Origin of the sequence: Cereibacter sphaeroides 2.4.1 (assembly GCF_000012905.2) — a bacterium.
GTDB lineage: Bacteria > Pseudomonadota > Alphaproteobacteria > Rhodobacterales > Rhodobacteraceae > Cereibacter_A > Cereibacter_A sphaeroides.
Genome location: NC_007494.2, coordinates 846,289 through 867,808, shown reverse-complemented (window position 1 = coordinate 867,808; position 21,520 = coordinate 846,289). Strand labels below are relative to the sequence as shown.

General features: G+C 70.4%; 17 protein-coding genes. 7 read left to right on the top strand and 10 right to left on the bottom strand.

What is annotated here, in order from left to right:
• Positions 1–82: 82 nt before the first annotated feature.
• From RSP_RS19405 to RSP_RS19370, 8 genes are all read right to left on the bottom strand, one after another.
• Complete coding sequence (locus RSP_RS19405; RefSeq protein ID WP_011339575.1) at positions 83–2,458, bottom strand: aldehyde dehydrogenase family protein; 2,376 nt, start codon at positions 2,456–2,458, stop codon at positions 83–85.
• 11 nt (positions 2,459–2,469) lie between these two features.
• The gene (gene deoC / locus RSP_RS19400; protein ID WP_011339574.1) at positions 2,470–3,444 is read right to left on the bottom strand and encodes a deoxyribose-phosphate aldolase; all 975 of its coding nucleotides are present in this window, start codon (positions 3,442–3,444) and stop codon (positions 2,470–2,472) included.
• Positions 3,441–4,388: a ribokinase gene (gene rbsK, locus RSP_RS19395; protein ID WP_011339573.1), complete on the bottom strand. Its 948-nt coding sequence runs from the start codon at positions 4,386–4,388 to the stop codon at positions 3,441–3,443. Before rbsK ends, deoC begins: the two co-directional genes overlap by 4 nt.
• Positions 4,389–4,391: 3 nt before the next feature.
• Positions 4,392–5,486, bottom strand: a complete 1,095-nt coding sequence (locus RSP_RS19390) for an aldose 1-epimerase family protein (protein ID WP_011339572.1) — start codon at positions 5,484–5,486, stop codon at positions 4,392–4,394.
• Positions 5,483–6,493 (bottom strand): ABC transporter permease, encoded by a 1,011-nt coding sequence (locus RSP_RS19385; protein WP_002723195.1) that lies wholly within the window; start codon positions 6,491–6,493, stop codon positions 5,483–5,485. Before RSP_RS19385 ends, RSP_RS19390 begins: the two co-directional genes overlap by 4 nt.
• 12 nt (positions 6,494–6,505) lie before the next feature.
• Positions 6,506–7,483, bottom strand: a complete 978-nt coding sequence (locus tag RSP_RS19380; RefSeq protein ID WP_011339571.1) for an ABC transporter permease — start codon at positions 7,481–7,483, stop codon at positions 6,506–6,508.
• An 8-nt stretch (positions 7,484–7,491) separates the two neighbouring features.
• Positions 7,492–8,985 (bottom strand): sugar ABC transporter ATP-binding protein, encoded by a 1,494-nt coding sequence (locus tag RSP_RS19375; RefSeq protein ID WP_011339570.1) that lies wholly within the window; start codon positions 8,983–8,985, stop codon positions 7,492–7,494.
• A gap of 81 nt (positions 8,986–9,066) precedes the next feature.
• Positions 9,067–10,113 (bottom strand): autoinducer 2 ABC transporter substrate-binding protein, encoded by a 1,047-nt coding sequence (locus RSP_RS19370; RefSeq protein ID WP_011339569.1) that lies wholly within the window; start codon positions 10,111–10,113, stop codon positions 9,067–9,069.
• A gap of 163 nt (positions 10,114–10,276) precedes the next feature.
• Here RSP_RS19370 and RSP_RS19365 point away from each other — a divergent pair, with 163 nt between their 5' ends.
• A complete protein-coding gene (locus RSP_RS19365; protein ID WP_002723188.1) occupies positions 10,277–10,996 on the top strand; it encodes a DeoR/GlpR family DNA-binding transcription regulator in 720 nt (239 codons plus the stop codon).
• A gap of 42 nt (positions 10,997–11,038) precedes the next feature.
• Here RSP_RS19365 and yghU read toward each other — a convergent pair whose 3' ends face one another.
• Together yghU and RSP_RS19355 are read right to left on the bottom strand one after the other, a co-directional pair.
• Positions 11,039–11,920, bottom strand: a complete 882-nt coding sequence (gene yghU, locus RSP_RS19360) for a glutathione-dependent disulfide-bond oxidoreductase (RefSeq protein ID WP_011339567.1) — start codon at positions 11,918–11,920, stop codon at positions 11,039–11,041.
• 192 nt (positions 11,921–12,112) lie between these two features.
• Positions 12,113–12,505: a hypothetical protein gene (locus RSP_RS19355; protein ID WP_002723184.1), complete on the bottom strand. Its 393-nt coding sequence runs from the start codon at positions 12,503–12,505 to the stop codon at positions 12,113–12,115.
• A gap of 475 nt (positions 12,506–12,980) precedes the next feature.
• On the opposite strand from RSP_RS19355, the gene RSP_RS19350 reads away from it, so the two are divergent.
• The 6 genes from RSP_RS19350 to RSP_RS19325 all read left to right on the top strand — a co-directional run bounded on the left by RSP_RS19350 (position 12,981) and on the right by RSP_RS19325 (position 21,363).
• Positions 12,981–13,571: an FMN-dependent NADH-azoreductase gene (locus RSP_RS19350; RefSeq protein ID WP_011339565.1), complete on the top strand. Its 591-nt coding sequence runs from the start codon at positions 12,981–12,983 to the stop codon at positions 13,569–13,571.
• A 368-nt stretch (positions 13,572–13,939) separates the two neighbouring features.
• Positions 13,940–15,919, top strand: coding sequence for a dynamin family protein (locus RSP_RS19345; RefSeq protein WP_017140283.1), 1,980 nt, complete (start codon positions 13,940–13,942; stop codon positions 15,917–15,919).
• Positions 15,916–17,625, top strand: a complete 1,710-nt coding sequence (locus RSP_RS19340) for a dynamin family protein (RefSeq protein WP_011339563.1) — start codon at positions 15,916–15,918, stop codon at positions 17,623–17,625. Before RSP_RS19345 ends, RSP_RS19340 begins: the two co-directional genes overlap by 4 nt.
• 283 nt (positions 17,626–17,908) lie before the next feature.
• Positions 17,909–18,985 carry a sensor histidine kinase gene (locus RSP_RS19335; RefSeq protein ID WP_011339562.1) on the top strand — a complete coding sequence of 359 codons (1,077 nt, stop codon included), beginning with the start codon at positions 17,909–17,911 and terminating at the stop codon, positions 18,983–18,985.
• Between the two features lie 176 nt (positions 18,986–19,161).
• A complete protein-coding gene (locus RSP_RS19330) occupies positions 19,162–20,316 on the top strand; it encodes an acyltransferase family protein (RefSeq protein ID WP_011339561.1) in 1,155 nt (384 codons plus the stop codon).
• 96 nt (positions 20,317–20,412) lie between these two features.
• Entirely contained in the window at positions 20,413–21,363 is a 951-nt protein-coding gene (locus tag RSP_RS19325; protein WP_011339560.1) for a phosphoribosyltransferase, read from the top strand.
• Positions 21,364–21,520 lie beyond the last annotated feature (157 nt).

Here is a 21,520-nt window from a genome sequence, read left to right as displayed (position 1 = left end):
CACGAGGGCCTCTCGACCCGGCCGGGACACGCGCCTGCGGGGGCCGCGGCGGAGGCGGGGCTTTCCTCGCCTCCGCTCCGGGTCAGGCGCCGTAGGGCACCCAGATCGTCTTGATCTGGGTCGCCCGGTCGAGCCAGCTCCGCCCGCAGGCCACGGCATCCGCGTTCCAGTCGAGCGCGCGCCCGCCGTTCGTCCAGACCTGCTTCAGGTTGCCCGCCGACAGCGCCTCGACCTCCGCCGCTCCCTTGGCCGATCCGTGATACCAGAGCCCGTCCACCGCATCGTGCTCGGCGAGCGTCCGGGCGAGGAGGTCGCGGTCGCCGGTGACGAGGTTCACCACGCCCCCGGGCAGATCCGACGTGTCGAAGATCTGGGTGAGCGGCTGCGCCAGCAGCGCCTGCGCGGGCGAGGGCACCGCCACCACGCGGTTGCCCGCAGCGATCAGCGGCAGGATCAGCGACATGAGCGACAGGAGCGGCGCCTCGTCGGGCGCAAGCACCCCCACCACCCCCAGCGGCTCCTTCACCGAGAGCGTCAGGTGGCGCGGCTTCGTCGCATGGATGCGGCCATCGTCCTTGTCGGCCATGCCGGCATAGAAGAACACCCGCTCGATGAGGCTGCGCACCTCCGCTGCGGCCTCGGATCTGCCGGCGCCGCCCTGCACGAGGGCCGCCGCAAGATCCTCGGCGCGGGCGGCGATGTTCTCGGCAAGGAAGAACAGCACCTGCGCCCGGCCATGGGCGCTGGCGGCCCAGCCCTTGGCCTTCAGCGCGGCCTCGACGGCGTTGCGGATGTCCTTGCGCCCCGACACGGGCGCGAGGCCCAGGGCCTCGCCCTTCGGCCCGCGCACCACATAGCTCGCGCCGCCGTCGGGCCGGACCTGCGCGCCGCCGATGTAGTTCTTCATCGTGCGGTCGATCAGTCCGGTCAGGCTGCCGCCCGTGCCGGTATGGGCGGTGAAATCCACGGGCGCCACCAGCGCCTCGGGGCCGCGCGGCGTGCGCGGGCGCAGATAGGCGCCGAGACCCTCGCGCGCGCCCTCGCGCCCGAAGCCGCTCTCCTTCATGCCGCCGAAGGGCGCGCCCGCATCGAAGAGGTTCGAGGCGTTGATCCAGACCACGCCCGCGCGGATCCGCGCGGCAAGCTCGGTCGCGGCATTGATATTCTCGGACCAGACCGAGGCCGCAAGCCCGTAGGGCGTGTTGTTGGCCAGCGCCACCGCCTCGTCGACGGTGCGGAAGGTGGTCGTGACCGCGATCGGGCCGAAGATCTCGACCTGCGCGACGGTGGCCGCGGGCTCGGTGTCGGCGAAGAAGCCGGGCGCCACGAAATGGCCCGCCGCGGGCAGCGGGCAGGCCGCCTGCTCGAGCCGGTAGCCCTCGCGCGCCGCGCCCGCGATCAGCTCCTCGATCCGGGCCTTCTGGCGCGCCGAGACGATGGCGCCCATGTCGGTGGATTTGTCGAGCGGGTCGCCCACGCGGATCTTCTCCATCCGCGCCCGGAGCTTGGCGAGGAATCGCTCGGCGATCCCCTCCTGCAGCAGAAGCCGCGAGCCCGCGCAGCAGACCTCGCCCTGGTTGAACCAGACGCCCTCCACCACCCCTTCGACGGCCGCATCGAGATCGGCATCGGCGCAGACCACGAAGGGCGACTTGCCGCCGAGTTCGAGCGTCAGGCTCTTGCCGCTGCCGGCCGTCGCGCGCCGGATCTCGCGGCCGACGGCGGTCGAGCCGGTGAAGGCCACCTTCGCCACGCCCGGATGGCGGACGAGAAGCGCGCCGGTCTCGGCCCCGCCATGGACGATGTTGACCACGCCCCTGGGCAGGCCGATCTCCTCCAGCATCTCGGCGAAGGCCACCGCGGTCAGCGGCGTGAGATCGGCGGGCTTCAGCACCACCGTGTTGCCCGCCGCCAGCGCCGGCGCGATCTTCCACGCCAGCATCAGCATCGGGAAGTTCCAGGGGATCACCTGACCGCAGACGCCGAGCGGCTCGTGGCCCGGAAACTCCTCGCCCAGCACCGCGGCCCAGCCCGCATGGTGGTAGAAGTGGCGGATGGCGAGCGGCACGTCGGCGGTGCGGGTCTCGCGGATGGCCTTGCCGTTGTCGAGCGTCTCGATGACCGAGAAGAACCGCTCGCGCTTCTGCAGGCCGCGGGCGATGGCATAGAGGTAGCGCGCCCGCTCGAAGCCCGGAAGCTGCGACCAGCCGGAGAAGGCCGCGCGGGCCGCCGCCACGGCGGCCTCGATCTCGGCCTCACCCGCCGCGGGGATCCGGGCGAGGATCTCGCCCGTGGCCGGGTTCTCGACCTCGATGGCGGCCGTCTCGGCGCCTGTGAAGGCGCCGTCGATGTAATGTCCGAGAGCATGGCCGCGCGCCGCCAGCCAGGCCTTCGCATCCGTCGCGGCCTCGGGCGCAGGGCCGTAATCCATGCTTTCCATGATGTCCTTGATGCTCATGTCTCAGGCCTTCAGCTCAGGGCGTGGTGGTCGGCGCTGGCATAGCGCCCCGTGACGTGGTGCTCGAGTTGCCGCTCGATGTCGCCGAGCAGCGTCGAGGCGCCGATGCGGAAGAGGTCGGGCCTGAGCCACGGCTGGCCCAGCTCCTCCTTCATCAGCGCGAGCCAAGCCAGCGCGTCCTTGGCCGCGCGCAGGCCCCCGGCGGGCTTGAAGCCGATCCGATAGCCCGTCCGCTCGCCATAGTCCCTCAGCGCCCGCAGCATGGTGAGCGAGACGGGCAGGGTGGCATTCTCGGTCTCCTTGCCGGTCGAGGTCTTGATGAAGTCGGACCCCGCCTGCATCGCGACCATCGAGGCGCGGTAGACGTTCGTCAGCGTGCCGAGCTCGCCCGTGGCGAGGATCGCCTTCATGTGCGCCTCGCCGCAGGCGGCCCGCATGGCCGCGACCTCGTCGTAGAGCGCCTGCCAGTTGCCCAGCAGAACATGTTCGCGGGTGATGACGATGTCGATCTCGGAGGCGCCCGCCTCGACGGCATAGGTGATCTCGGCCAGCCGCTGCGACAGCGGCGTCAGGCCGGCGGGAAAGCCCGTGGCGACCGAGGCCACCGGAATGCCCGAGCCCTGAAGGGCCGCGACCGCATGGGGCACCATCGTCGGATAGACGCAGACTGCCCCCGTGGTCAGGCCGATGTCGCCCACGCCCATCGCCTCCAGGAGGTCCGGCCGCACGGGCTGGCGCGCCTTGGCGCAGAGACGGCGCACCTTGCCCGGCGTGTCGTCGCCCGACAGGGTGGTCAGGTCGATGCACTGGATCGCGCGCAGGAGCCAGGCGGCCTGATGATCCTTCTTGACCGAGCGGCTGCCCGAGATCGTGGTCGCGCGGCGCTCGGCCGCGGTGCGGTTCACCTGCATCTCCTCGAACCAGTCGGGGGCGAAGGGCGTGCCGGGGTTGCGGGGGTGGCTGTCGGGCATGGCGTGGGCCTTCATGCGGATGGGGGGAGCGCGCGGCAGAAGGCCTCGAAGGCCTCCGGCGTGGCGTAGGATTTCTGGGTGCCGCGCCCCGTCACGGAATGGGCGGCATAGCGCGCGGCGTGGGCCAGCGCGCCCTCCACCTCGCCGGTCGCGGCGAGGAAATGGGCGAAGGCGCCGATGAAGGCATCGCCCGCGCCGGTCGTGTCGACGGGCGTCACCCGGACCGGGGCGATGGGCACCACGCCCGCGCGGGTCACCAGCCGGGCGCCGCGCCCGCCCAGCGTCACGATCACCGTGCCGATGCCGCGCTCGATCAGGCTCAGGGCGGCGGCCGCGATCTCCTCCTCGCTGCCGGTGGGCAGGCCCGAGATCAGCGCAAGCTCGCTCTCGTTCGGCACGAGGAAGCTCAGGTCGCGCAGGTCATCCACATTCAGGTCGGCCGCGGCCGGGGCGGGGTTCAGGATGGTGCGCACGCCCCATTCCGCCGCCCGCCGCACGGTATGGATCACCGTCTCGCGCGGGACCTCCATCTGCATCAGGATCAGGTCGGCCGCGCGCAGCGTCTCTTCGGCCGTATCCACATCGGCGGGCAAAAGGTCGGCATTCGCGCCCTTCACGATCAGGATCGAATTCTCGCCCGACGCCTCGACGAAGATCGGCGCCACGCCCGAGGACTTGCCCGCCACCGTCTCCACATGGCGGATGTCGATGCCGTGCTGGGCGAGGTTGCGGCGGGTGTTCTCGCCGAAGATGTCGTCGCCGACCTTCGTCACCATGCTGACCGCGCTGCCGAGCTTTGCGGCGGCCACCGCCTGATTGGCGCCCTTGCCGCCGCAGCCGATCTCGAAGTCGGGCGCCTCGATCGTCTCGCCGGGCGCGGGCATCCGGGTGATGTAGGTCACCAGATCGACCATGTTGGAGCCGACGACCGCGATGCGGCCGGGTTTCGATGCGGTCATGGCTCAGCCCTTTCGCATGGTGTCGATGTCGGCGCGCGCCGCGGCCACCTCGGTCGGCCCGAGCCAGCCCAGCGTCACCGGGAAGCGGGCGCTTTCGCCCGGCCCGAGCAGCCGGACATGGCCCTTGGCCTTCTCGGCCGTGTAGCCCTCGGGCTCGCAGGTCGAGGGCAGCGCGAAGGCCGCCACCTGCGCATCGCCGTCGTTCAGGATCCAGCGGACGCAGAAGGGCAGGTCCTCGGGCCGCCAGGCGACCGAGAAGGCGCCGCCCGCCGGCAGCTCCATCAGCATCCGGGTGCGGCCCCGGGCGTCGGTGCCGGGGTCGCGGATGTAGAAGACCTGCTCGGGCGCATAGAGGTCGGGCTCGGTCAGCCGCTCCATCCGCGCAGGGTTCACGGCCAGATCCTCCAGCAGCGCGAGGAACTCGGGCGTGGGGGTGACGTGGCCCGGCACCGCGCGGCGCACCTCGGTGCGCTCGGGGGTGAAGGGCGCGGCCTGCACGATCCGCCCGCCGGTCACGAAGTCGAAATTGGCGTGGAGCATGTACATGAGCTCCATCGGATGGGCCGAGCGGTTCTCGACCGCCATCTCGACCGCGATCAGCGCATCCTCGGCATGGAGCCGCACCCGCGGCGTGGCGCGGTAGTTCGGCCCGAAGCCCACCACATGATCGCGGTGCCCGCCGAGCTCGACGAAGGGGCCCTGCCCATCGGTGCCGAAGATCAGATGGGCGCTGTCCATGGCCGCCACCGGCATCTCGCCATGCAGCGGATGATCGTCCTGCGGACCGGGGGTGCCGTTGCGCAGCAGGCCCGCATGATAGGCGAAGGCGCCGTAGGTCTCGAGGATCGAGCCGCCCGCGCGGGGGCCGTCGAAGGCATTGCCCATGGTCAGGCGGCGCCCGTCGAACTCGGCGTCCCAGATCATCTGCCCGAGGAAGGGCAGGAGCGTCACCGCGCCCCGCGCATTCGTCAGCCGCAGCGCCTCGACGCCCGACGGATAGCGGAAGGCCGTGGCGGTGAAGCCCGCGCCGCTGGCGATGGGCCGCTCGCCCCGGTCGGGGAAGGCGTCGCGGGGCAGGGGTATATGGATCTCGGTCATTTCCGCGACCTCAGGTAGTTGATGGCGATGACGATGACGAGGAAGGCGCCCCAGACGGCATCGATCAGGAAGTTCGATACCCGCATGATCTGGAGACCCGACGAGAGCAGCATCAGCGCCACGAGCGCGAGCAGCACGCCCAGCACCCGGCCCTTGCCGCCGGCGGGATTGGTGCCGCCCAGCACCGCGATCAGCACCGCCTGCAGCAGGTAGGAGGCGCCGAAATCCGCCTTGGCCGAGTTGGTCCGCCCCGAGAGCAGCACGCCCGCCACGGCCGCGAGCATCCCCGTCAGCATGTAGCTGTAGAGGATCATCCGGCCCGAGCGGATGCCCGCGAAGATCGCGGCGCGCGGGTTGGTGCCCATGAGCATCAGGTTCACGCCGAGCGTGGTGCGGGCGAGCAGCAGCGCCACCAGCCCCGCGACCACGATCAGCACCCAGAGCGGCGTGGCGAGCCCGAGGATCTTGCCCGCCCCGATCCAGGCCCAGGTCTCGGGAAAGCCCGTGATGGCGGGGCCGCCGGTCAGCACGAGCGCGAGGCCCGCGAAGATCTGCCCGGTGCCGAGCGTGGCAAGGATCGGGATGATGCGGAGCCGTGCGATCAGCACGCCGTTCAGCCCGCCCGCGGCCAGCCCCACCACGAGCGCGATCAGGACCGCCGCCGCCGTATGGAGGACGAGCCCCGCGCCGCCCGCGGCTGTGGCTTCGCTCACGGCCGGGATGCGGAAATAGACCCCCGCCACGATGGCCGCGAGGTTCGCCACCCCCACGATCGAGAGGTCGATCCCCCCGGTCAGCATCGCGATCATCATGGCGACCGAGAGGATGCCCAGCTCGGGCGCGATATAGGTGAGCGACTCGAAATTGTAGTAGCGCAGGAACTTGTCGGGGTTCAGCGCGGTCATCGCGACGAAGATCAGCAGCGTGATGACGATGAGCTGCGCCACCGCCGCATCGCGCCCGAGAAGGCGGCTCAGCAGGGGGCGGGTTTCGGTGTTCGAGGCCATGGCGTTCCCCCCTCAGGCCAGCTTCTTGCGGTCGCGCCAGGCGGTGATGGCGGTCGCGGCGACGATGATGAGGCCCACGACCACCCGCTGCCAGGTCGTGTCCACCTTCAGCAGGATCAGCGAGTTCTTGACCATCACCAGCATGAACACCCCGATCAGCGTGCCCGCGACCGAGCCGCGGCCGCCGAAGATCGAGGCGCCGCCCAGCACCACGGCCGCGATCACGTCGAGCTCGAGCCCCTGGAAATCGCGCGGGTTGGCCTGCCAGATCATCGAGGTGTGGAGCATCCCGGCAAAGCCCGCGAGCAGCCCCGCGAGGCAATAGACGAACCAGATCGTCCGGCGGGTGTTGAAGCCCGCCCGGCGCGCCGATTCCGCATCCGTGCCGTAGGCATAGACCGAGCGGCCGATCATCGTGTGCCGCAGCACCAGATGCATGACGAGCGCGATGCCGAGATAGACCAGCACCATCGAGGTCAGCCCGTAGGTCGCCCCGTTCGCGGCCTCGACCGTCATCAGGTCGTGGCGGCCGAACTCGATCAGCTCCTTCGGCATCTTGTTGATATTGACGATGGAGCTGCCCAGAAGCCCCAGCACGAGTCCGCGCACGATCGAGGCGGTGCCGAGCGTCACGATCAGCGGGATCATCCGGAAGCGCTCGATGATGAAGGCGTTGAAGCCTCCGAGCACGAGTCCGATCGCGGCCGCGGCGAGGAAGGGAATGAACACCCCGTCGTAGTTCAGCTCGACCATGGCGCGCACGACGATATAGAGCGCCGCCACCGCGATGGCCGGAAACGACACGTCGATGCCGCCCGAGATCATCACGAGCAGCACGCCCAGGGCCATGATGCCGATGACGACGTTCGATTTCGCCAGGCTGAAGAGGTTGTCCAGCCCCCAGAAGGCCGGGTTCACGAGACCGATCAGCACCATCGCGGCCAGAAGCACGAGGGCGATCACGAATTCGGTGGAATGCAGGATCTTCATCGGACCGCTCAGTTCAAGGTCTTGAGGGCATCGTTGATCCGGTCCTCGGTCATCCCGGACCCGTCCAGATCGGCGACGAAGCGTCCACGGTGCATGACGTGGATGCGGTTGCAGTTGGTGACGAGCTCGGGCACGTCGTCCGAGATCATCAGCACGCCCAGCCCCTCGCGCTGCGCGAGGTCGCGGATGATGCGGTGGATCGTGGCCTTCGAGCCCACGTCCACGCCCACCGTGGGCCCGTTCAGGATCAGGACGCGCGCGCCGGTCAGGAGCCAGCGGCCGAGCATCACCCGCTGCGCATTGCCGCCCGACAGGTTGCCCACCGCCGTCTCGGGCGAGGGGGCCGCGATTTGCATGTCGCGGAACATCCCGAGCGTCTTCTCGCGCACGGCGCGCGTGTCGAGGAAGGGCCCGCGGCGCAGCCGCTCGAGGATCGAGACCACGAGGTTGCGCTCGATCGACTGCGGCAGGAACAGCCCCTCGGTCAGCCGGTCCTCGGGCACATAGGCGATGCCCAAGGCAATGGCCTCCTGCACCGAGCGGGGATGGATCTCGCGGCCCTCGAGCCGGAGGGTGCCGGTCATCGCGGGCTCCATGCCGAACAGCGCGCGGGCAAGCTCGGTGCGCCCCGAGCCGATCAGGCCCGAGATGCCCACGATCTCGCCGGGGCGGAGCGACAGGTCGATGTCCTGCACGCTGCCCGGCACCGAGAGCTTCCGGACCTCGAGCAGCGGCGGGCCCGGCGGCAGCGTGGGGCGGTAGGGGTCGTCGGTGAGCGAGAGGCCCGTCATCGCATGGGTGATCGCCGCCTCGTCGAAGTCGGACATCGGCCCCTCGGCCACCTTGCGGCCGTTGCGGAAGACGGTGAGCCGCTCGGAAATCTCCAGCATCTCGCGCATCTTGTGGCTGACGAACAGGACGGCGATGCCCTGCGCCTGCAGATCGCGCACGATGGCGAACAGCGCATCGACCTCGTGGCGGGTGAGGGCGGTGGTGGGCTCGTCCATGATGATGAGCCGGGCCTTGGCAAGGATCGCACGCGCGATGGCCACCACCTGCCGGCCCGAGGTGGGCAGCGTCCCCACTTCGGCGTCAGGGTCGATGTCGACGCCGAGCCGGGCCAGCACCTCGACCGCCATCGTCCGGGCGCGGCGCCAGTCCATCCGGCGGCGCCCCTCGAGCACATAGGTGTTGAGCGCGAGGTTCTCCGCCACGGTGAGATTCCCGAACAGCGAGAAATCCTGATAGATCACCTGCACCCCGTGCTGGACGGCGCGGATCGGGTCGAGCCGGCCCACGGGGCGGCCGTCGATCAGGATCTCGCCCTCCTCGGGCGTGTAGATCCCGGACATCACCTTGATGACGGTGGATTTTCCCGAGCCGTTCTCGCCGGCCAGGCAATGGATCTCGCCGGGGCGGATCGCCAGCGACACGCCGTCGAGCGCACGCACGCCGCCGAAGCGCTTGCCGATGTTTCTCAGCTCGATGAGGGTGTCCGACATGGCCTGCCCGTGCTGGAAAGGAGAGAGGAGGAAGGGGCCCCGGCGGGCCCCTTCGCGACGGATCCGGTCAGGCGAACCCGATCAGAAGTCGTAGTCGGCCATGTTGTCCTTGGTCACGCCGACCCAGCCTGCGCCATAGAGCAGATGCGGGTTGGCCGCGTCCGGCGCGGTCAGCTCCTCGTAGCCCGCGAGGCCGAGGTTCAGGCCCGGCTTGATCTCGTCCTTCTTGCCCTCGAGGGCCGCCACGGCCAGCATGTTCATCGCATAGCCCGCGACCGCCGGATCCCAGAACTGGATATACTGGATGTCGCCGTTCTGCAGATATTCGCCCGCGACCGACGGCAGGCCCGTGCCCGCGAAGAAGACCTTGTCCTTCAGCCCGCTCTCGGCGATCAGGCGACCGGCCCCGGCCGAGGTCGGCATCGGCGCGCCGAGGATCCCCGTGATGTCGGGATAGGTGGTCATCGCTTCCTTGAGCTTGGTATAGTCGATGGCCGCGTCGTCGGCGGTCTCCAGACGGTCGCCCACGAGGCTCATCTCGGGGTAATGCTCCTTCTGGTAGGCCACCGCGCCGTCGATCCATTCCATCTGGCTCTTCGAGGTGAGCGAGCCGACGGTGGCGACGTATTTGCCCTTCTCGCCCATGGATTTGGCGAGTTCCTTCATCAGGTTCGCGCCATAGGCGAGGTTGTCGAAGGCCTCGAGGTCGAAGTCGGTGTTCTGGATGTTCGACGCCTCGTGGGTGATGACCACGATGCCCCGGTCGCGCGCCTTCTTCAGCACGGGCTCCACCGCCTCGACCGAGAAGGGCACCACGCAGATCGCATCCACGCCCTGCGCGATCAGGTTCTCGATCAGCTGCACCTGCGCCGCCGCGTCGGCCTGGCTCGGGCCCACCATCCAGACGTCGTGGCCGGTGTCCTTCTGGAACTGGGTGATCCCGTCGCGCATCCGGTCGAACCAGGCGATGCCGTCCACCTTCACGACGGTGGCGATGGAATATTCCTTGCCGTCCTTCGTCGCGATCAGGTCCTTGTTGACCTTGGACACGTCGACGATGTCCTGAGCCACGGCGGGGGCCGCCAGAACCGACAGCGCCAGCGCCGCTGACGTCAGCATGATCTTCATCCGATTTCCTCCCTCGGAACAGACGGCGCCGATCCTCCTCGCGCCCCCTGCAGTTGCCTATATTGATCGAATCTCGTCAATATGATCTTATTCATTCAAAACCTGGGCTGGCCTGTCAATGTCTAGTTTGATGTGCCATGGCGGCGGCCTACCGGAGGTGCGAGTGGCAAGACCATCAGGCAGGGCAGAGCGGATCGCGGCGCTGGGCGAACTGTGCCGGGCGGGCTCGATCGTCCATATCGGCGAGGCGGCGCGCCAGATCGGCGCCTCCGAGATCACCATCCGGCGCGATCTGAGCGTGGGCGCAGGGGGGCTCGTCTGCCTCGGCGGCTATGTTATGCGCGCCTCCGAAGGGGCCGAGGGCTATTCGCTCACCGCGGCCGAAGCCTCCGAGGCGGGCGCCAAGGAGGCGCTCGCGGTGCGGGCGGCGGCGCTGATCGAGCCGGGCGACACGGTCTTTCTCGATTGCGGCACGACCACGCCCTATCTCGCCGCGCGGGTGCCGCAGAATGCGCGGGTGACGGTGGTGACGCAGGCGCTCAACATCGCCGAAACGGTGGCGCGGTTGACAGGTGTCAACCTGATCCTGCTGGCGGGGATCTACCACCCCGAGACGGCGAGCTTCTCCTCCGAGGAGGCGGTGGCGATGCTCGGGCGGATCAACATCACCAAGGGCTTCTTCTCGGCCGCGGGCGTGCATGAGACCGAGGGCGTGACCTGCTTCCACTTCCACGAGGTGCCGGTCAAGCGCGCGGCGCTGGCGCGGTCCCGCCAGCCCTATCTGGTCTGCGACGGCTCGAAATGGGGCCGGCTGCGCCCCGCGACCTATGCGCGGCTCGAGGAATTCGAGGGCTGGATCGGCGCGCCGGACCGGGCGGCCTGATCGCCCCTCCGCGGTCGGTCGACCCGCGGAGGGGCGGCGCAGTCAGCCTGCGCTGCCTTCCAGCTTGTCCTGCGTCCGGGTCTCGAAGTCGCCCGCTTCGTGACGCTCGTGCAGCTGCTCGGACAGAGGCCCCGAGGTCCGGTTCACCATGCGCCCGCGCTTGACCCCCGGCCGGGCGAGCAGCTGGTTGGCCCAGCGGTTCACATGGGCATATTCATGGGCGGAGAGGAACCGCGCGGCATCGCCATAGAGCGCGCCCGTCACCAGCCCGCCATACCAGGGCCAGACCGCCATGTCGGCGATCGTGTAGTCCGAGCCTGCGAGGAACTCGTTCTCGGCCAGCCGCCGGTCGAGCACATCGAGCTGGCGCTTGGCCTCCATCGCATAGCGGTCGATGGCATATTTGATCTTCACCGGCGCATAGGCATAGAAATGGCCGAAGCCGCCGCCGAGGAAGGGCGCCGAGCCCATCTGCCAGAAGAGCCAGGACAGGGTCTCGGCCCGCGCGGCGCCGCCCGAGGGCAGGAAGGCGCCGAACTTCTCGGCCAGATGCACGAGGATGGCGCCGGATTCGAAGATATGCACGGGCTCCGCGCCCGAGCGGTCGACGAGGGCCGGGATCTTCGAGTTCGGATTGACGGCGACGAAGCCCGAGCCGAACTGGTCGCCCTTGCCGATCTCGATCAGCCAGGCGTCGTAGTCGGCGCCCTCATGCCCGGCCTCGAGCAGCTCCTCGAACAGGATCGTCACCTTCTGCCCGTTCGGCGTGCCCTGCGAATAGAGCTGGAACGGATGGCGGCCCACCGGCAGCTCGCGCTCATGCGTGGCCCCGGCCGTGGGCCGGTTGATGTTGGCGAAGCGCCCGCCGTTGCCCTGTTCCCAGGTCCAGACCTCCGGGGGCGTGTAATCCGTCTGGTCGCTCATGCTAGCTCCTGCGCTGTCGGGGGTCGAGGAGGGGCGCTGCCGTCGAGGCGCGCGGTCCTCGGAGAAGGCCGATCCTTGCGCAGCTTGACGGCAGGTGCAACCTCGTCGGGCATCGCCCGAGATCTGCCTCCGGGGAACCGAGCGCGGGCGGTGGGGACCCCGGGGCTCGGTCGTCCGGCGCGGGGCCTTCCGTCAGTGGAGCAGCGCCCCCGGCGGGATCCAGTAGTCGGCGGGATCGCTCAGCGGCTGTTCGCCCAACCGCGCGAGCGTCTGGGGATCGTGGCATCTCTCGCTGAGAAGCTCCGCCATCTCGGCCGGATCCTCCTCGAGCAGCCAGCCCGCGAATTCCGCCGGCTTCAGGTCGCTGAAGATCTCCGCATGGCGCTCGGAGGGCGCATGCCATGCCGCGAGCGCCATGAAGGCCGCCGCGCGCCGCTGGTTGCCCGCCCCGAGGAGCGGCTCCACCAGTTTCACGCCGGTCTGGCCCTCGAGGAGCAGCGCCGTCCGGAGCGCCCATCCTGCGAAGGGTCGGGGGGCGGAGGCGGCGGCGGGAGCCGCGGAATTGGCTGTCGGATCGCTTTGCATGGGACTGTCACCGGCTGAAGGTACTGGGCGGAAGGCGAGCGCCCCTCCTTGTCGCATCCGCCTGCAGCGGTGGAAATATGGACAGGAGTCGGGTGCGCTCATCCGTTGGACGGTGCCACTGCCCATGCTCATCCGAGCGGATGGATCGGGGCGCAGCATAAGCATGGCGAAGGTGCCCTTCGGGCCCTGCCACGGCGCCGCGCCGGTCTTGCCGAAAGGCCCCGGTGCGCGGGGCCGGGCGACGTGGCCAGCTGATCCCGCCGGCGCGGCGCCCCATCCTGCCGCTGCCGGCCCGTCTCCGGCGCTTTCGAACAGGTTTTCTTCTGGCGCGACCTTCGGGGGGCGACCTCGATGCCGCCCCGGCTGACGCGGAGGAGATCTGTTCGCCCTTGCACAAGTCTCGCGCGCCGGCGCGCGTTGCTTGCGGATCGGTCTAATGCCATGTGATTGGCCACAGCCAACAGAGGTATCCGCCATGACCACCATCCTCCGCATCGACAGTTCCATCAAGGGCGAGGCTGCCGTCTCGCGCCGTCTCACCCAGCGCATCCTCGACCGGCTTCTGGAAGCGCATCCCGATGCGACGGTCGTCTCGCGAGACCTCGCCCAGGGCATCCGTCAGATCGACGGCCCGTGGCTCGGCTCGGTCTTCACCGCGCCCGAGCAGCGCACCGCCGATCAGCAGGAGATCGCCCGCACCGCCGGCGCCGTGATGGCCGAGGTGAAGGAAGCCGATATTCTGGTGATCGCGCTGCCGGTCTACAACTTCGGCGCCCCCGCGCAGCTCAAGAGCTGGGTCGACCATATCGCCCGCCGCGGCGAGAGCTTCGTCTATACCGAGACCGGCCCCGTCGGCCTGCTCACCGGCAAGCGTGCCATCGTGGCCTTCACCTCGGACGGCACGCCGCTGGGGTCCGAGCTCGATCATGCCTCGGGCTGGCTGCGGCAGGTGCTGGGTTTCGTGGGCATCACCGATGTGGACTTCGTGGCGGCCGACCGCATGGTCTTCGGCGCCGACGAGGCCATGGCCCGGGCCGAGGCCGCCGTGGCAGCCCTCGCCGCCTGATCCGACCGACAGACCGACGATGCAGACCGCGCCCCCTCGGGCGCGGTTTTTTCATGGGCCGCGGCAGGCAGCGCCACCGCCCGTCCCGGCCGAGCCGCCGGTGCCGTCCGGCCACTCCGGCCTTGAGCGGCGTGCGGGCCAAATTGTGGCGGCAATGTGGCGGCCCGGTTCGCCATTCGCGCGAAACCCTGCCCCCTGATGCGGTTGCAGGGCTTGCCTGCGCGTCCGGGCCGTCGGTTCCGTCTCCAAATTGCCGGGGTTGCGGTCAATTTGGATCACATTCCCCCGCCATCACTGAAGTCCTATGCGGATGGCGAGACGGCCGGTCCCGCCTCGGGCGTGGACCGACGGGTCGCCCGACTGCGGAGATGGCCCGGCTGCGGAGATGGAGTGTGCGCGATTTCGCCGAGAAGACCGAGCCTGTCTCTCCCCTCGGGCGGCCGGCGTTCGAGGAGCTGGAGAGCTACCGGGCGAGCCTCGGCCGCATCCGCGAGGCCCTGCTGGAGCTCGCGAGCGATGCCACGCCCGCGCTGCGCACCGACCTCGACCGGATCGTCGAGCGGATCGACGCGTTCGAACCTTCGGTGAGCCTGCTCGGTCAGGTGAAGGCCGGCAAGAGCACGCTGCTCAACGCGCTGATCGGGCGGCCGGGCTTCCTTCCGGCGGATGTGAACCCCTGGACCTCGGTCATCACCAACGTCCACCTGAATTCGCCACGCCGCCCGCTTAAGACGCGCGCGCTGTTCCGCTTCTTCGATGCGCTGGAGTGGGAGCGGCTGGCCCTCACCGGCGGGCGGCTCGGCGAGATGGCGCGGCGCGCCGGCTTCACCGACGAGGCCGAGGAGGTGCGGGCGCAGGTGATGCGGATGCGCCGGGCGACGGAGGCCCGGCTCGGCTCCGCCTTCGAGACGCTGCTCGGCAGCAGCCATGCCTTCCCCGACCTCCGTTCCGAGATCATCGACCGCTACATCTGCTACGGCGACCCGGCCGAGGCCTCTGCGGGCGGGCAGGGCTTCTATGCCGACCTCACCCGCACGGCCGATCTCTATCTCGATCTGCCGGGCTATCCGCAGAACCTGTGCCTGCGCGATACCCCCGGCGTGAACGACACGGTCCTGATGCGCGAGCAGATCACGCTCAACGCCATCAGCGAAAGCCCTGTCTGCGTGATCGTCCTCTCGGCGCATCAGGCGCTGACGACGATGGACATGGCGCTTCTGCGCATCATCGGCAATGTCGAGGCGCGCGAGGTTCTGCTCTTCGTCAACCGGATCGACGAGCTGGCCGATCCGGCCGCGCAGTGCCGCGAGATCGAGACCGCGATGCGCCGCACGCTTGCGGCGGCGGAGGTGGGCGCGGGCCTTACCATCCTCTTCGGCAGCGCGCTCTGGGCCGTGCGCGCGCTCGAGGACCGCTGCGAGACGCTTCCGGCGGCCAGCCGCGCGGCGCTGCGTCTCTGGGCGGCCGAGCAGGGGCTGCGCGAGGAGGGGGACCTCTGCCGCATGGCCTTCGAGGCCTCCGGCGTGCCGAAACTGCGCGCGGCCATCGCGCGCCGCGTGGTCGAGGGGCCCGGACAGGCGATGCTGGCCGACATCCGGGCCGAGACCGGCAATGTCATCTCGGAGGTGGAGACGGTCGATGTGGTGGCGCGCAGCCAGCCCGCGCGGCGGGTGGACCGCGCCGGCATCGAGGCGCGCGCGGCCGAGGTGGCAAGGCTCTGCGAGACCCGTCTTGCGGCGCGGCTGGCCGAGGCTGCGGCGGCCCTCTCGGATCGGCTCGGCCGGGCGCAGGAGCAGTTCGTCGAGGGGGCGGTCGCGGCCCTCGCCGCGCATATCGCGGCCTGTGGCGACGGCGAGGGCTGGCGCTGCGATCCGACCGCGCTGCGGATGATGATCCGCTCGGCCTATCTCGCGGCGGCCAAGGCCGGGCGCGACGCGCTGGCCGACTGCACCGCCGAGGCGGCCGAGGGCTACGGGCGGATCCTCTGCGGCGACCTTGCCGTGCCCGAGGGCAGCGTGGCCTTCCATCTGCCCCAGGGGCCGGTGCCGCAGGCGCCGGGGCCGATCGCGCAGGCGATCGCGCTCGACATGCAGACCGCGTGGTGGCGGCGGTTCTTCCAGCGCCGCGCCGCCCCCCAAGAGCTGGCGAGCCGCTACCGCGCGCTGATCGCCGACGAGACTCGGCCCATGATCGAGGCGGTCGCAAAGGAAGAATTTACCCTCTTCTGCGATGCCCTGTCCGAGGCCGCCCGTGCCTTCTGCACGCGGCAGGCGGGGTTCGTGACGGCGGTGCTGGACGCGATGGAGCGTCCGGCGACGGATGAGATGGCGCAAAGGGGAGCGGCATGAACCTGCCTCTGGAACTGTCCGAGGTCGTGGGAGAGACGGCGGCCGTTCAGGCGGCGCGACCGCGCATCCTCGTGGCGGGCGAGTTCAGCTCGGGCAAGACGAGCCTTGTGAACGCGCTTCTGGGCGAGGATCTGCTGCCCGCGTCGGTCACCTCGACGGCGCTGCCGCCGATCTGGATCCGTCACGGCGAGGGCGCACCCGACTGCCTGTTCCTCGACGGCACGGTGCAGCGCTTCGCTTCGCTGGCCGAGATGCTGGCCCATCTCGACGGGACCGATCTCGAGCGCATCTCGCACTGCCGCCTGGCCCATCCGAGCCCGCTCCTGCGCGCGTTCGACCTGATCGACACGCCCGGCGGCTCGGATCCCGGGATGCCCGCGGCCAGCTGGGAGCGGATGGTGCCCGAGGCCGACATGGTGGTCTGGTGCTCTCCGGCGGTGCAGGCCTGGCGGCAGAGCGAGAAATCCGCCTGGGCGGCGCTGCCCGCGGCGCTCACGGCGCCGAGCCTTCTGGTCCTGTCGCAGGCCGACAGGCTCGTGCGGGACGAGGACAGGGGCAAGGTCATGCGCCGCGTCCTGCGCGAGGTGGAGGGGTTGTTCGCGGCGGTGCATATGGCCTCGTTCTTGGCCGAGGCCGATGTGGGCGCCCTGCGGCTTGCGCTGCGCGAAGCGGCGGCCGCCCTGCCGCGGCGCCCCGTTCAGGAGCCTGCGGACGATCCTGCCCGGACGCGCATCGTGCCGCGGCGCGTCCGCGGACGCTCGGCCGCGCCCGCACCGCTCCTGCTCGTCGATCCGGCGGATGCGTCCGCGCGCGAGGGCGCGCCGCCGGACGGGCACGCCGTCTCCGGCGGGGATTGGCTTCCCGACGATCCGGGCGTCGCTTCTCCACTTGATGCGGAAGAGGGGCACGAAAGAGAGGAGTCGGCAGCTTTGGGCGCGGCGCACCTCCCGATGGGCGCGGACGGGCCGACACACGTCGAGAGCGCGCCCGAGGGAGGCCCCGGCGATGAGGAAGCGGCCCGGGGAGAGGAGCTTCTCCCGATCTCGCCCTCGCCCGCGCTGGCCTCCGGGCAGGAGAACCGCTCGGTCGGGGACCCGTCCCCGGACCTCGATCTCCCGGAGCCGGAGACCGCGCCGCGCTATGAGGATGGGGCGGATGCCGCCCAAACCGCGCCGCCGGAACCGGTTGAGGCGGCCGACGATGGGGCCTTCCTTGCCCTTCTGCGTGAGACGATCGGGACGCCCCAGCCTTCGACTCCGCTCTCGTCGGAGGCCGACGCTGGCGAGGCGACCGCCGAGGCTCGCGTGGCCGGTGCCCTGCCTGGAGGGGCCCGCACGCCGGACCCATCCCAAATGTTGGAGGCCGGAGCTCTGTCCAGGAAGGCCGGGACGCCGGATCAGTCGGAGCCCTCCCTGACGTCGGATGCTGTGGACCACGAGATCGCGGCGGACGCCCCCCTGCAGGGGCCGGGCAGGCCAGCGCCGCAGGCGAGCGCCGAGCCCCGGCCGCGGGCCGTGGCGCCCGCCATGATGTTCGGCCCGGCCCGGATGCTGTGGGAGCGGATCCTGCCGACGCTCGACCCGGACGACCCCGGGGCGATCCTCGACGGGGTCGATCGGCTGGTGGCCGAGCTCGACCTGAGCTGGGCGCGGGCCTGCCTGCAGGCCGCCCCGCCGTCCGGCCGCCGCCGCGGCGGTCCCGCCTGAGGCGGGGGGCGCGCGCATCGAGAGCGGCGCGCGGCAATGCAGCCGGATCGCGGCCTCTCGCCGGATCGCGAGGCCCGCGAGCGCTTCGAGCGGCTGCGGCAGGCGCAGGCGCGCCCCTGCCGCTCGCCCGGACGGCGCTGCAGCGCATCGCCGGGACACGGGCCCGCGAGGGCTGAGCGGTTTGCCACCAACGTGACCGGTCCGAGGGGGGACGTCGGGTCGGCTCCGGTTGCATTGGCCACCGCTTGCTGTAGTTTCGCCGGGTTCAGCGAAGGGTTGAAGGTTGGGACTGCTCACTGCGAAACTGCCGGACCGGCTGAGCCGGTTCGTCCTGCGCTGGGCGACCGGCCGCTCGCCCCTGTTCAAGAGCGTCTTCGTGCTCTCTGCCGTCGCGGTCTCGACCCTCCTGCGCTTCGCGGTCGACGAGGTGCTGCCGCCCGGCTTTCCCTTTCTCACCTTCTTCCCGGCCATCATCCTGACCGCCTTCTTCGCGGGGGCGGCGGCCGGATCGGCGGTGGCGGTCGCGACGGGCTTCATCGCCTGGTATTGCTTCATCCATCCGGTCGGCACGCTCTCGGTGACCACGCCTGCGCTGTTCGCGATGCTCTTCTTCGCCTTCATCGCGGCGACCGACATCCTGCTCGTCCATCTGATGACCGCGGCCCTGCACCGCATGGTCGAAGCCGAGGCCCGCAGCTCGGCGCTGGCCCATGCCCGCACGCTCATGTTTCACGAGCTTCAGCACCGGGTCTCGAACAATATCGCGACCCTGGGCTCGCTCCTGCGCCTGCAGGAAAGACGGCTCGGCGATCCGAAGGCGCGGGCCGCCGTGGCGGACTCGCGGGCCCGCCTCGAGGTGGTGGCGCGCCTGCAGCGGCGGCTGCACGATCCCTCGCGGCAGTTCGTCGATATGGGCGACTATATCCGCGGCCTCGCCGGCGATACGGTGGCGGCCATGGATGCAAGCGATCGCATCTCCTGCCGGTATGAGATCGACTCCTTCCGTTCCGAGCCCGATCAGGCGATGCCGCTGGGGCTGGTGACGAGCGAACTGCTGATGAATGCCTGCGAGCACGGCTTTGCGGGCGGCGCCTCCGGGACGATCCTGATCCGCCTGTCGGTCGCCAGCGCCGAGGGCCACGCGCGGCTCGTGATCGAGGATGACGGGGCGGGCCTGCCCCGGGGCTTCTCGGTGACCGGGACGACGAGCCTCGGCCTGTCGATCGCGCGGCAGTTCGCCGAGCAGATCGGAGGCGCGCTCACGATCCGCGCGCGTCCGGGCGGCGGCACCCTGTCGGAGCTGACCTTCCCCACCGAGATGCCGCGCGGCCCTCAGGCCGATCCCGTCCCGGAGGTTTGACGGCCCGCCTCTGCGCACCGGCCGTGCCGGTGCAGGCCGGATTTCGCCGCCCCTGAGCGGGATCGCGCACAACTTCAGGCTGCATGTGGTGCCTCCGGCGAAAAGGGCCTAGGGTCGCGGCCAAAGCCCCCGTCCCCGGCGGGACCCTTCTCACGCTCAGACGGAACCGAGGTCTCATGTCCCTGGCGCCTCCGCCTTCCCCGCGCATCGCGGCCTTCGACGGGCTGCGCGGCATCGCCGCCGCCATCGTGGTGCTCTATCACTATCTGTGCCTGCTCCATCCGCATCTGACGCCGTCGATGGGCAAGACGCTCACCGGCTTTGCCGATACGCCGCTGCATCTTCTGTGGAACGGTCGCTTCGCCGTCGCGGTCTTCTTCGTCCTGTCGGGCTTCGTCATGGCAGCCGCGGCCGAGCGGCGCCGCTCGGCGCTGCTGACGAACCTCGTGACGAGGTATCTGCGCCTCGCGCTGCCGGTGACGGTGAGCTGCCTCGTGGCCTGGGGCTGGCTCTCGCTGTTCCCGGATGCGGCGACCCGGCTGCAGAGCACGCTCGTCCAGCCGTCGCGCTGGCTGGCCCTGACCTATCAGGAGCCGCTGAAGCCGCTCTGGTTCGCCGTGGCCGACGGGATGGCGGGCAATTTCATCCGCGGCTTCTCGCGGTTCAACAATGTCCTCTGGACCATGAAGTTCGAGCTTCTGGGCTCGGCCGGGATCTTCGTCCTCTATTTCCTGACGGAGGGCCGGGTGCGGCTCCTCGCGCTCGGCGCGGCCAGCCTCGCCGTGCTGATCTGGCTGCCCGATCCCTATCTGGGCTTCGTTCTGGGCGCCGGCCTCTACGAGGCCCATCGGCGGGGTCACCTGCGACCGCTGCCGGGGCTGGCGCTGCCCGCCACGGCGCTGGTGGCGGCGGTGCTGCTGGGGTCGCCCGGCGAGGGCGCGCACGACCGGCTGCATCTGCCGGACGTGCCGGAGGGCTGGGAGGTGGGCGAGCCGCGCGGTCTCGTGCCGATCCTCGCCGCGGCGCTCCTGCTCTATGCGGTCCTCACGCTGCCTGCGCTGGCGCGGATCTTCGCCACACGGCTGCCGCTCTTCCTCGGCCGGATCTCGTTCGGCCTCTACCTCGTCCATGTCCCGATCCTCTACACGGTCGTGTGCTGGGCCATGCTCCGCGGCGCGCCCGAGGCGCTGGTGGCTTCGGTCTTCGCGGCACTCACGCTGGCGCTGGCCATCGCCTTCACCTGGCTCGTGGATGAACCTCTCCTCCGCCGGATCGCCACGCTGCGCGGCAGGTTCGCGCCCGACCGCCCCGGAACGCCCCGCAATGCTTGACCGGGCGGCGGCGGCTTCCCATCGTCAGGCGCCCGCCCCTCGACAGGCCGCAGGCCCGCCCCACCTCTGGCCTGAAGCCATGACCCGGAGACCCGCATGAACTACCGCTCGATTGCCGACATGAACCGCACGATCCTCGCGAGCCTGCATCGGCTGCCGCGGGATCTCGATCTCGTGGTGGGCGTCCCGCGGAGCGGGCTTCTGGCTGCGCAGATGCTGGGCGCGGCCACGGGCCTGCCGGTCGTGGCGCTCGACGATTTCCTCGAGAAGCGCACGCCCGCAGGCGGCGCCGAGCGGCGCGTCCTCGTGCTCGAGGACAGCCTGAGTTCCGGCATCGCCATGCAGGAGGCGCGCGACCGGGTGGCCTTGGCGGGGCGGGGCGAGGGCGTGCTCTACGCCGCCGTCTACGGGCTGAAGCCGCAGCATCCCGAGGCCGACCTGATCTTCGAGGCGGTGCCGCAACCGCGCATGTTCCAGTGGAACGCGATGCACCACAAGTTTCTCGCCCGCTGCTGCGTCGATATCGACGGCATCCTCTGCCACGACCCGAGCGAGGCCGAAAACGACGACGGCCCCGCCTATCTCGACTTCCTCCTGAACGCGCGTCCGCTCAACCGCACGCGCCAGCGGATCGGGATGCTGGTCACCAGCCGTCTCGAGAAATACCGCCCCCAGACGGAAGCCTGGCTGGCCGCGCAGGGCATCGCCTTCGACCGGCTGGCGATGCTGGATTTGCCGAGCCGCGAAGAGCGGATGCGCCGGGGCGCGCACGGCAGCTTCAAGGCCACGGTCTACCGCGACAGCGACGCGCTTCTCTTCATCGAGAGCGAGCCGCGGCAGGCCGCCGAGATCATGCGCCTCTCCGGGCGGCCGGTGCTGTGCTTGCCCGAGCAGCGGCTCTACCAGCCCGATCTCGGCCATATCGCCGCCCAGATCCCGCGCCTGCGCAGCCGCAGCGCCGCCCGCCATCTGGTGCGGCAGGCGGCCTGGTCGGTGCTGGGGCCGGATCGGTTTTCCGCCCTGAGCCAGCGCCTGCGCGGGGCCTGAGGTCCGGGCGGAGGCTGGACGATACGGGGCGCAGATGGTCGCGTCACGCCTTCAGGGGCAACGATGAAGAGGGAGAGCCAGCCCGCCTGTCGAGGGGCCGACGGTCGCGGCCCTCTGATCCGGCGGAGCGGGCGGACGGGACCGGGCCCCGTCCGCT